9 protein-coding genes and 2 pseudogenes are annotated in these 11,791 nt (G+C 38.7%); 7 read left to right on the plus strand and 4 right to left on the minus strand.

The features are described 5' to 3' along the window. Positions 1 to 398: 398 nt before the first annotated feature. Positions 399 to 1,163, plus strand: coding sequence for a ThiF family adenylyltransferase (locus Q4A14_RS07845; protein ID WP_303171228.1), 765 nt, complete (start codon positions 399 to 401; stop codon positions 1,161 to 1,163). On the opposite strand, the gene Q4A14_RS07850 is transcribed toward Q4A14_RS07845, so the two are convergent. Continuing rightward, on the minus strand, positions 1,155 to 1,928 hold the full coding sequence (locus tag Q4A14_RS07850) for a response regulator transcription factor (RefSeq protein WP_303171230.1): 774 nt from the start codon (positions 1,926 to 1,928) through the stop codon (positions 1,155 to 1,157). The genes Q4A14_RS07845 and Q4A14_RS07850 overlap by 9 nt on opposite strands. 176 nt (positions 1,929 to 2,104) lie before the next feature. On the opposite strand from Q4A14_RS07850, the gene Q4A14_RS07855 reads away from it, so the two are divergent. The 6 genes from Q4A14_RS07855 (at position 2,105) to Q4A14_RS07880 (ending at position 9,741) form a co-directional block, all read left to right on the plus strand. Next, entirely contained in the window at positions 2,105 to 2,851 is a 747-nt protein-coding gene (locus tag Q4A14_RS07855) for a hypothetical protein (protein WP_303171231.1), read from the plus strand. A gap of 192 nt (positions 2,852 to 3,043) precedes the next feature. Beyond that, positions 3,044 to 3,220, plus strand: coding sequence for a hypothetical protein (locus Q4A14_RS07860; RefSeq protein WP_303171233.1), 177 nt, complete (start codon positions 3,044 to 3,046; stop codon positions 3,218 to 3,220). A 235-nt stretch (positions 3,221 to 3,455) separates the two neighbouring features. Beyond that, entirely contained in the window at positions 3,456 to 4,697 is a 1,242-nt protein-coding gene (locus Q4A14_RS07865) for a radical SAM protein (RefSeq protein WP_303171235.1), read from the plus strand. 8 nt (positions 4,698 to 4,705) lie between these two features. Next, entirely contained in the window at positions 4,706 to 7,003 is a 2,298-nt protein-coding gene (locus tag Q4A14_RS07870) for an outer membrane beta-barrel protein (RefSeq protein ID WP_303171237.1), read from the plus strand. 22 nt (positions 7,004 to 7,025) lie between these two features. Beyond that, a complete protein-coding gene (locus Q4A14_RS07875) occupies positions 7,026 to 9,236 on the plus strand; it encodes a peptidase domain-containing ABC transporter (protein ID WP_303171238.1) in 2,211 nt (736 codons plus the stop codon). Between the two features lies 1 nt (position 9,237). Further along, positions 9,238 to 9,741 (plus strand): hypothetical protein, encoded by a 504-nt coding sequence (locus Q4A14_RS07880; protein ID WP_303171239.1) that lies wholly within the window; start codon positions 9,238 to 9,240, stop codon positions 9,739 to 9,741. On the opposite strand, the pseudogene Q4A14_RS07885 reads toward Q4A14_RS07880, so the two are convergent. The 3 genes and pseudogenes from Q4A14_RS07885 to Q4A14_RS07895 form a co-directional block, all read right to left on the minus strand. Then, positions 9,720 to 10,144: pseudogene (locus Q4A14_RS07885) on the minus strand (hypothetical protein). The gene Q4A14_RS07880 and the pseudogene Q4A14_RS07885 overlap by 22 nt on opposite strands. Positions 10,145 to 10,725: 581 nt before the next feature. Beyond that, positions 10,726 to 10,941 (minus strand): annotated as a pseudogene (locus Q4A14_RS07890) (DNA-binding protein); the annotation flags it as partial. Between the two features lie 7 nt (positions 10,942 to 10,948). Next, positions 10,949 to 11,218 (minus strand): helix-turn-helix domain-containing protein, encoded by a 270-nt coding sequence (locus Q4A14_RS07895; protein ID WP_303171241.1) that lies wholly within the window; start codon positions 11,216 to 11,218, stop codon positions 10,949 to 10,951. Positions 11,219 to 11,791: the final 573 nt, after the last annotated feature.

Raw genomic sequence — 11,791 nt, forward strand, 5'->3', positions numbered from 1 at the left:
ACAAAAAATGACAAAGTTTTTTTATTATGTCACATAATAATTACATCAACTCAATTTAAGAAAAGTACACAATATCCGAGAAAAAGATATGTAAACAGAGATATCTGACAGAAAACCATAAGGATAGGTTTTCAAAAATTGGGAAAGGGTTATGACTTACTTGTCAACGAACGAGTTTCTTTTCCTTTCTTCTTTTTGCAATGCCTCAATGAACACTTAATTTGTTATTACGGAGGTACTATTTTTCGATGCAGTAAAGATTATATCATTTCGTGTTTCTCTTCGAGAAACTCTTAATAAAGAGTAATCGCATAGAGAATTACCCTTTCGGGTATTGCATACCTGAATATAAGGCAAGAACTTTGTCGATATAAATATTTAATTAAAATAGCATTCAAATGAAACGATATGAACGAAATCGAATCTACATTTCAGATAAAGAACAAGTAAAAATCAAGGATTTTCGAGTCTTACTTGCAGGTGTCGGAATAGGGAGTAATATTGCAGAGACTTTACTACGAATTGGATTTGAAACTATAACACTGGTCGATGGAGATGTGGTAGAGGAAAGTAATCTCAATAGACAAAACTATACTGAAGAGGATTTGGGACAGCCAAAAGTAGAAGCTTTGAAGAAGCGACTGCTCAGCATCAACCCCACAGCGCAAATATCGACCATAAACACATTTATCAATCATGATAACGTGAGGGATATTGTTGTAGGACACGATGTCGCGATTAATGCTCTTGACTTCAAAAGCGACATTCCCTTTGTCTTTGACCGTTTGTGTGCAGAGCAGGGCATTTATGTATTACACCCCTACAATGTTGGATTTGCAGGTATTGTTATGGTTGTTTCCCCAAATGGGACTCTATTGGAAAGCTTACTTTCTGAAGGAGAGAGTTATTTGGGATTTGAGAAGCGCACAGTACAACATGTTACGGATTATTTCAATTATTGGGTTCGTCCTAAAATATGGATTGAAGAGGTTGTACGAACGTACGAGAAAGAGAAGATGTTATTGCCTCCCCCTCAGTTATCCATTGCTTCTTCGTTGGTTGGAGGAATATGCACCTCAATTCTCATTCGTATCGTTCGCGGGGAGTTTGTGAAAGTATTTCCTAAATTCTATTATTACTCAGAGTACGATGACCTAAATTAGTTTGCGGTGTGTCGCTACAGCAATAGCTTCGGATATATTTCCCACTCCGAGTTTCTGGAATATATTTTTACGATAGCCTTTCACTGAATCTTCCGAACGGTTGATTTCATTGGCAATCTCTCCAACGGATAAGCCTTGGTTTGCGAGTCGAATCACGGCTTTTTCGTATTCGCTCAGCACAATATTCTCAACCTGTCTCCAATGTCCACTCTTTAAGGAGAACTGCCACATAGTATTTGAATTAACTGCAGTCATATAAGCGACACCGACTTCTTGAGTAGGAGCTAATGATACCAAGCAAAGAGCCAACCAAATATTTCCCATTGGATCCAATTTTAGGGGAGTTATCTGATGATTTATCAAGATTCTTTCGTGAGACCCTTTTTGAGAGATTCGGAAGTTATAAGATATGGTATACTGAAAACGCTCCGAGACGGCAATTCCTCTGAAAAATTCAAATCCTGCTCTATTGACTTGTGTAAGAAACTCAAGATCTTCTTCAGGCACATGTTGATAATAAAAGTTATACCCTTCTTCCTGTACCTTTTCCTTGCTCTCTCCGCAGAGGAATAGAGGGTTATCTGATACATACAAGAAATTCATCCTATAATAATCTATGATGTAAAGGGACTTGTAGGTAATTCGAGCAAGTGCCCTTGCTGAGTCAATATAGGGTTGCAAACCATGGTATTGCTCGTCTCCTATCTGAGGGCGAAGATCCTGCGGTAACTTCAGACGGCTGTTTTCGTTAAGAATTGTACTCATTTGACAATCAATATAGAATCGTTACAATGCAAAAATACTTATTCAGAAGTAAAAACATTACCCGAAAAGGTGAAAATCGTATCATTTTCATTAAAGCTTCTCAGAATTACCCTTTTGGGTATTGTTAAACCTTGTATTCGTTCCGAATTTTACCTCATCAAAAACAAAAAAAAACTGTGGATAGATTCATTACGAGTTACGAAAACATCACCCTATGGCAAATAGAGAGAGCTTCGCTCCCTGAAGTTGCAAGATTTGTGGTGAACGAGAATTATAAGCATCATAAAAGCGAGAAAACAGATATTCGTAATTTTTCAAAAGACTATTCCTCCGTACTAGTGGAAGAAGATACATTTTTTGAATATTCATCAACCATTGTTGCCAAAAATAAATTTGGATGTGTTGTTGGAGCGATTCGCATTACCAACTGGAATAATAATCCTCACATGCTTCCATTAACCAAAATCTTTGGTGATGGAATCGTGAATCCTCAAGAGTTGTTAAACTCTTATCACCATCTCTGGCATGTCGGTCGTTTTGCGATAAAGCAAGAATATGGGAATACGGGGAAATTGTTTAAGCTGTTAATGCTATATGCTATCAGTCCGATATTTCAGTATAGCCAGGGTGTATTGCTGGCAGAAGCAGATGAAAAATTACTTCGAGTGATGAAAGCTTTACGAATAGATGTTCATCCTCTATCCCAAGGGAAGGAATACATTGGTTCTATAACAATCCCGATGATGGTAACCAAAGAAGGACTTACTGAGTTTATGCTCAGAAATGTTTCCATGGCTTTTGATGTACGATTCGATGTCGAAAAGCCTCAATTACCCGAAAGGGTGAAAGTTCAGGGTGATTTTCATAATTACCCTTTCGGGTATTGTGGAGAGAGCAACATATACGGAACTTCGCAAGTGTAAAGATAATCAATGCGCGTAGATTATATAGAGTATGATACAACTCGCAAAGGAGAACGCGTTCTCCACTTATTGCACAAGCTCCCCTTACTGATCATAAGGTAGAGTCTCCGCAACATGGGTAACTTGCCATGGTATCAGAAAACGCAATGAGAAAGACTTTATTGCGAAAATAAATTTCTAAAATTTAAAGATATGAATAGCATTAAGATTATTAGAGAAAGAAACCTGACAGAAGGCATTAGTCTAGAAGACATTAAAGGTGGATCTATGAATGGATCAGGATTATGTTGCATAAGCAATGAATCATGCAACAAAAATGAGAAGACGGAAAATCCTATCTTGAAAGAAAAAACGCCTGTGCAGCCTTAAATACACTTAGCTACGTGAAATACTACAAGCTCTAGTTTGCCTTTAAAGTATACAGGGTTAATGTAAGTTTTGTAGTTAGTTTAGGGTGGCTCTGAAGTTGAATAACACATAACAGAGCCACCCTTTTGTCATAACATAAATAGAGTTTCTTATGTCATATATAAAATCAAAATACACCACCCTATTTAAGGAAAATGATAAGTGTTTTTTATTCAATACACAAATGTGCTTGTTTATGGAGATATCTCAATCTACATACGATGCATTGGAAAAAGAGGATTTTTCATCACTTGATGTACACGAGCAAGAGATTTTCCTTTCAAAGAAGATTTTAATAAAGGAGGAAGAGGCTGATGATTACTATCTAGAAATGAAGTTTAAGCATCAGGCAATGTCTACATCATATGAAATACTCTCTCTCATATTGATTCCTACCAATGGCTGCAACTTTGCATGTCCATATTGCTTTGAAAAAAACAAACAACTGATTTTTATGAGCGATAAGGTTATTGAGGACATAATTCAATTTATCAAGGGGCATAATAAAGCTCGAAAAATCAATATAACCTGGTATGGAGGAGAACCCTTATTAGGATTTTCCCAAATCAGAAGATTCTACGAATTATTCGAAAAGAATATAGATATACCAATTCTCAATCAAAGTATAGTTACCAATGGATACCTGTTAAATAAGGAAAAAATATTATTTCTTCGTGATAAGGGGATAAAATCGATGCAAATTACTCTTGACGGAATAAGGGAGAATCATAATAAAACAAGGTGTTTATATCCCAGTGGAAAGGGGACATTTGACTCAATTATAAAAAACGTAGATCTTGCCCTAGAATTGATGCCAGAATGCAGCATATCTATAAGAGTAAATATTAAGAAAAACAACTCTGATGACTTTATTTCTTTGTATAAGTCTCTCAATGATAAATGGATGGGTAAGAATATTAATATTTATCCAGGATTTATTAGGGAAGACACTGACGACGGGCGTCAATTATGCAGCGAATGTATTAAAAACTCAGAGCAAATTGACTTTTATTTGTCTTTGCGAGAAAAAGGCATAGATGTGGATTTGTATCCAAAATGTGTTACAGAAAGAGGATGTGTCATAAATTCAATTAACTCATATATCATAGGAGCAGAGGGTGAGATCTATAAATGTTGGAATGATGTATCAAATCGGCAAAGAATAATAGGGTATGTAAATGACAAGAATTTAATAAACAAGACCTTATTCTACAGATATATGACTGAATGCTCTTCTTTTACTGATTCCAAATGCACAAAATGCAACTTACTCCCAATATGTCAAGGGGGATGTGGATGGTACAGATATAGAAATCTTTATGAAAATGGAGATTTTGATGTGTGCTCTATGTATCGAGAAAATAACAGTTTAATAACAGCTCTAAAATGTTCAATGGTTAAGGTTGAATCAAAGTGTCCAACCTTTTACGTAAAATGACGCAAATTATGGTAGCAAAGAATTTATTAATAATATTGCTTTGCCTTTTTTCTACATCTGTATTTGCACAAGACAGGGTTGAAATAAAGGTAGTAGATAATAAACAAGAAGCACTTTCATTCATAAGTGTTGCTGTCAGAAGTAAAGCAGATAGCACTCTTGTGACAGGGGGCATCACGAATGAATCGGGGATATTTTATATTGAGACCAATAATATAACTCCACTTGAAAACCATATTATCACTTTGTCGGGTATGGGATTCTTACCGCACACCATATACGATTTGTCTCCTCGCAAGTTTTTGGTGATACTTAAGGAGAACTATGAAATACTCGATGAGGTCGTTGTGCTTGGCAAAAGAAGACCTATGACCTCAATCACAAGTGATGGTATTTCAATCTCGTTAAACAACTCTCCTTTATCTCACATTGGTAATGGAATAGATCTTCTTACGCAGCTTCCTCTATTGTCGGGCAACTCAGAAAATGTTACAGTACTAGGGAAAGGGACTCCTCTCATTTATATCAATGGAAGAAAGGTCAATAGTATGCAGGAAGTCAAACAACTGAAATCCTCTGACATCAAGTCCGTAAAAGTTATTACCAATCCAGGGGCTATGTATGATGCATCTGTTTCCAGTGTATTGATAATTACTACTTACAAAACCCTTGATACGGGGTTAGGAGGCACGATATATGGAAAAATAAGTGCTGGGGATAAAATCTCTTCGGATTTCTATCTTTCTCTTCAGTATAGAAGAAGAGCTTTCGATGTGTTTGGATCTGTGTATAATATACAATCGGATATCTCATCGGAACAGTTTTACTCAGTTGAGTTTCCAAGAGACATGGATAAGAACATATCGAGTAATACAGATATGAGGGCTAAAAGATGGACTCAACATTACACTGTAGGTGTAAACTATTTGCCTTCTGAGCATCACAATATAGGATTCAAACATATCTTTTCGCATAAATCCAAGGGTGATATTAACACTAAGTCTTTTACAATATCTCACACTGAATCCAATTTGGAAAAAGAAGAATATGATAAGGATAAAAAGGACACTGGAAGAACGCACAACCTAAATATCTATTGGCAGGGACGTTTTACAGACAATTACAGCATTAAATTAGATGCAGACCTCTACGATACGAAGTCAAGCAATGACGAGAAAGTGAATCAACTTAGCTCGTCGGGGGGCATCATAAATAGTTATTGTATGGGTTCAAGGTTGTATGCAGCACGACTTGTCAATGTGATAAATCTTTGGGATGGAGAATTAAACGTAGGCGCTGAAGTATCATCAACAGACAATAAACAATCATTCTCATCTTCTCTAGGAGTTATTGGTGGAGGACAAAACCATCTAAAAAATATCGCGACGGCAGGCTTTTTTACCTATGCTAAAACCATTGGTTGCTTTTCATCTCAAATAGGACTGAGATCTGAATTTAACAAGTTTGATTTTTATAATAACGGAGTATTGCAAGAAGAACAGTCTAAGAAATACCATCACTTATTTCCTCATATTTCGGCTGTATATCAAGGCTGGTTGAGTGCACAAATCAGTTATAGGAGCACCATTTCTCGTCCATCCTACAACCAATTGAGAAGTGGTGTACAATATAATAATGCAGATATGTTTGAGAGTGGGAATCCCTATCTCACCCCTATGATTAATCATACGCTTTCTTTGGATCTACAAAAAGATGGCTTTATGCTGGGTGGAGCTTACTCCGTTATTAAAGACCTAATTTACTCTAATATATCCCTATATAAGGACAGACCAATTGTTCTGTTTCAGCACAAAAATCTAGATAAATCTAGCGTGCTTCGGCTATATGCCTCATACCAGAAAAAGATTGCTTGGTGGCAACCAAGCCTATATGTCAGTTACGAAAAACCTTTTGTGAAAATTGGTGGTGAAATATTTAATAAAGGTGTATTCACAGTGTCGCAGAAAAATACCTTTACGTTTCCTTATGACATTTTCCTTTGGACGAATTACAACTTTAGATCTGGGGGATACTATGATACTGCATTGTTAAAACCATCTCATTCTATTTCGTTCCGCGTGATGAAGAAGCTTTGTGACAATAAGCTATCTATGAGTCTTGATGTTTCAGATATATTCAATTCTTCAAAGGAAGAGTATCTGCTAAAAATGAATAACCTTGAAATCTACAATCGCACAAAGTTTGACAGTCGAAAGATATCTTTGACGATAACTTATAATTTTAATACCCAGAAGAGTCGCTATGAAGGTTCTCAGTCAACAGATGAAATTAATCGTCTGAAGTAAAATAAATTTTACGATTATTGGTATGGAATTTATTAGGCAAAAAGATTCAATGGATTGTGGCCCATCATGTTTGGCTATGATCATCAAGTATTATAAAGGGCATATGGCACGAAATCAAATACGCCACTCTTGCTCTTTAGGGAGAGACGGAGTTTCACTACTTGGTATCAGCAGTGCTGCCGAATCAATTGGGTTCAAAACAATAGGAGGAAGATTGAGTTTTGACACTTTGGCTAAGGAAGTCCCATTGCCTTGTATTGTACATTGGAACCAAAATCATTTTGTGGTCGTCTACAAAATCAAGAAGCATCGGAACAGGAAATATTCTGTTTATGTGGCAGACCCAGGAAAAGGACCTCTTATCTATACAAAAGAAGAGTTCTGTGAGCATTGGATAAGCACAAAAACCTATGGCGAAGAAAAGGGGATTGCCCTTATCCTAGAACCAACGGAGCTGTTTTATTCTCAGAAATACCCTGACAACCTACAATCTCCCAACCGAATGCAGTTTCTTTGGGGGTATCTCAAAAAATATAGGCACTTCTTCTCCCAGTTAATATTGGGGTTGCTTATTGGTTCTTTACTTCAGCTTACTTTTCCGTTCCTGACTCAAGCCATCGTAGATACTGGCATCGGGGAAAAAGATATCGGTTTTGTGTGGTTAGTGCTATTAGCAGAGATGATACTCCTTTTCAGTCGTACTGTCATTGATTTCATTCGCTCCAAGATACTGCTGCACATTTCCACACGTATCAATATCTCGCTTATCTCAGATTTCTTTATCAAGCTGATGAAGTTGCCGATGAAGTTTTTTGACACCAAACTGATGGGCGATCTCTTACAGCGCATTGAAGACCACAGACGTGTGGAACAATTCCTTACCTCTAGCAGTTTGAATTTGCTCTTTTCATTTTTCACCTTTCTTGTCTTTGGTATCGTACTCGCAGTTTATAATCTATGGATTTTCCTTGTTTTTCTGTTAGGAATATCACTCTACGCAGGTTGGATTATTCTATTTCTGAAGAAACGTAGAGAGTTAGATTATAAATACTTCGAACATGCTGGACGTAATAGAAATGTGACTTATCAGCTCATCGATGGTATGCAGGAAATCAAGTTACAGGGTTGTGAACAACGCAAACGTTGGGAATGGGAAGATGTACAAGCCGACCTTTTCAAGGTCAATCTACAATCCCTGAGTCTGCAACAAGTACAGCAGGCAGGGAGCATCACTATCAACGAAGTGAAGAATATTTTGATTACCGTTCTTGCCGCAACTTCTGTCATACAAGGCAATATGACCCTTGGTATGATGCTGGCAGTACAGTACATCATCGGACAGCTCAACAGCCCTGTGGAACAACTCATCCAGTTTATTTATTCGTGGCAGGACGTGAGCATCAGCTTGGACCGTATGAATGAAATACATACCGAGACCAACGAAGAAAATGCAGAGCGAACTCGTAATTCCTATACTCACGAGAGCGCTCAAGGACATTCTATTGATATTAAAGACCTCTCTTTCAAGTACGATATCTATAGTCAGAGAGACATTCTCTCAAATATCAGCCTTACCATCCCCAACGGCAAGGTAACCGCCATTGTGGGAGCAAGTGGCAGTGGTAAGACTACTCTCATTAAACTTCTTTTAGGTTTCTATAAGCCTCTAAATGGAGATATTCAAATAGGCAATGCTAATCTGAACAGTTACAATCTTGGTTGGTGGCGTAGGCAGTGCGGGGCGGTAATGCAGGAGGGCTATCTATTCTCCGATACCATTGCAAGAAATATCGCCATTTCGGACGATGAACCCGACATAGAGCTGATTCGCCATGCTGCACGTGTGGCAAATATTGCAGATTACATTGAAGCTCTTCCTTTAGCCTATAATACAATGATAGGACAAGACGGACAAGGCATCAGTCAAGGGCAACGACAACGCATCTTGATAGCAAGAGTCGTTTATAAGAACCCGATGTTCATCTTCTTAGACGAAGCCACCAATGCCCTTGATGCGAACAATGAGCGAGCCATTACTGAAAATTTATCCGGGTTCTACAGAGGAAAAACTGTAGTAGTGGTAGCACATCGTCTTTCCACAGTTCGAAATGCTGACCAAATAGTTGTGTTGGATGAAGGAAAGATTATAGAAGTCGGGACACATGAAGAACTGACCGCCAAACGTGGTAAATACTTTGCCTTAGTAAAGAATCAACTAGAACTTGGTAACTAATATGAAAGAAAGACAGAAACAAGAGCGTAGCTTTGAACTCCGTAGCGAAAAAGTGCGCAGTATCGTGGGACAGATCCCCTCCTCGTTGGTTCGTTATGGCATCACCATCATTGGTGTTGTCTTGGTAATCCTTACGCTTATCGCTTATTACCTCCCTTATAAGTCTGTCTACTCAGGAAGTGCCACTATTTACACAGTTCCTCAAAGCGAGACTGATAGTTTGGAGGTCTCAGTAAAGCTCCGTTTTGATGGAAAGCGTGTTGAGACAACCAATTACACACATCTCAATATTGAGCTTTACGGCTCTCAAGAAAGCATTTGGGGGACACTCCTTGAAGTGTCTTCTCAAAGAGATACCCTTGACAGACAGCAGGCAATAGTACGTTTTGCACCTAGCGATATAAGCACCTTTGGAGGTCAAACTGTGGATTTCCGAATTGTGGAGTCCTCAGAGAGCATCTTGCAGAAAGTCTTTGGAAGAAATCAGGCTTCTCTTTTTCGGTAATCAACTGTCAATTCCACGGCTTGCTTTTGCAAGTCGAGGAGTTCTTTTGTTAGGCGGTATATATCTTTCAAAATAGTCTCGAAAGTCTTCAATCGTTCTGTGGTATGTAGAATGCGAACGAGTTGATTGTAGTTTACCCCTATCTTATGTACTTGAGCTGTGAGTGAGGATAGCTTGGGGTAGTACTCCAAGCTGATTTATCCACCGTAATCACCTTAAAACTCTCTCCTAATAGCCTTGCTCTTGCAAATTCGGACTTGGAGCGACAGCCCGACCTTCTGTAAAGGTCAATAATTCGCAGTTGGTCTTTCGCATCAGGTAGACGGATATGCCAGTCTTCCCACTTGTCGGGGAAATCGCCATATCTCTTGGCGACGCCTTTCTTTCGTTTTTCGTTACTCATAGGTCTTCATTTTTCTGTTTCCTAATCACGACTTCGGAGTGATTTACTCCCCTTTTGGGGCAAGATAGAGGTATGCTTCAGTGGCTGATTGCTCAGCATTCAGTCCGTTTCTTAGTTCTTTAGTCCAGTGCCTACTGTATAATTTCAAGACTGAGATCTGAGGTCGTTGTATGAGTTCCTCAAGGACTTGGTCTAAATAGACTAACTGACCAACTGACCTAAGTCTATTCAGACTTGCTCCTCTATAATCTTACTGTTAGAATGGGGTTATAATGCCTTTCGAGCATCGCTTGGATGTCGCTCTGCTTGTACAAAACCTTGCCTCCTATCTTGTAATAACGCCAGTTCGATTTGAGAAAACATGTTATGATATAAGTAAATGTTTGTAAATCAGTCTATTTGCATGTCCTATTTCAATGGGATAATCGCAAAGAAGAGCCAACATCTAAGTCTTTGGGACTCAGACACAATTAAAAAGACATCTGAGAGCAATGTAAGCACCTGAAAAATCTCACGTAAAAAACTAAACATTATAATAATCAATGTATTACGTCTCCTCCTTACATCGAACTGACGTTGTAATAGGCTAAGGTGCCGTTGCTGCGGTACTCTTGGAGCGTGCTTGTGCTGAGCTTGAGTAACTTGCAGACCTCCTCGCCGGTGAGGAAGACCTCTCTGCCCAACATCGGGTAAGCCGAGGCACAATAACGCTCGAGCTTGGCTAATACACCCTCCATCATCTGAGTAAACATCAGTATTTGAGGATTTTCGTTCGTAATGATTTCATTCTCTGCCATAATGGGTTCATTCAGTTTTTGAGTTCAATGCTTGTGTGATGTCACTTTCTTTGTAGTAGCACTTATGCCCGACCATTGAGAAGGGGATTTTGCCCGTATCTCTGAGCGTCTGCAAGGTTCGCTTGCTGATGCTGAGTCTACGGCAAACGGCTTCGTTGTCGAGCCACGCTTCTGTTTGGGGCGGATTGCCAATGAGCTGCTCCGTGCGGTGGATAAAGTCGGCAAAGGAGGAGCGGAGCAGTTCCCACGCTTTGCCCTCTACGATGATAATTTTCATTGCTTCGTTTGGTTTTAAGTTGCCTTCCTGATTAAATGCAAACAAGGGCTATCGCTCTCGCCTGCCTCGTTATTTGATGGTAAAAATAGGAGAAGAAATCACCCGTAAAAGGACTGAGGATTATCCAAGAAATACAGGGAAAAGGCAGGAAAACGAGCAGGCTGAAATCCGTTTACTTGCGGTAATGAAATGAGGTGTTGGTTCGTTCCTATGAGCAAGAATTGCATGTTTGAGATGTCGATTTGTCCACGGAACTCCTGCCGAAAATTGCCCTCGTTTGCCTGACCCTTTCAACGCAGAAAAAAAACGACAATTCTTTGATAAACAGAAGATTATGCATTTTTCTATTTCCTGACTTATCCCTTGATTTCCCCCTCCCGACTTAGCTCATATGAGATTCATGAGTGGTTAGGTGGAGTTAGAAACTCATGAGCATCAAGCTTTTAAGGAGAGCTTGACTAAAAAAACAGAGTTCAAGAAGATACAACCTCAGAATAAACATCTCTTCCCAAAAGTCGATCTACTGAGCATTATCGCCAGGAAGTTCCAAATAGGGAACAATCAAACTCAACT

The organism is Porphyromonas sp., assembly GCF_030529325.1.
Taxonomy (GTDB): Bacteria; Bacteroidota; Bacteroidia; order Bacteroidales; family Porphyromonadaceae; genus Porphyromonas_A.

Coding starts and splice junctions, on each gene's coding strand:
- Q4A14_RS07845 (WP_303171228.1), top strand. CDS start 399: ATGAAACGATATGAACGAAATCGAATCTACATTTCAGATAAAGAACAA.
- Q4A14_RS07850 (WP_303171230.1), bottom strand. CDS start 1,928: ATGAGTACAATTCTTAACGAAAACAGCCGTCTGAAGTTACCGCAGGAT.
- Q4A14_RS07860 (WP_303171233.1), top strand. CDS start 3,044: ATGAATAGCATTAAGATTATTAGAGAAAGAAACCTGACAGAAGGCATT.
- Q4A14_RS07865 (WP_303171235.1), top strand. CDS start 3,456: ATGGAGATATCTCAATCTACATACGATGCATTGGAAAAAGAGGATTTT.
- Q4A14_RS07870 (WP_303171237.1), top strand. CDS start 4,706: ATGGTAGCAAAGAATTTATTAATAATATTGCTTTGCCTTTTTTCTACA.
- Q4A14_RS07875 (WP_303171238.1), top strand. CDS start 7,026: ATGGAATTTATTAGGCAAAAAGATTCAATGGATTGTGGCCCATCATGT.
- Q4A14_RS07880 (WP_303171239.1), top strand. CDS start 9,238: ATGAAAGAAAGACAGAAACAAGAGCGTAGCTTTGAACTCCGTAGCGAA.
- Q4A14_RS07895 (WP_303171241.1), bottom strand. CDS start 11,218: ATGAAAATTATCATCGTAGAGGGCAAAGCGTGGGAACTGCTCCGCTCC.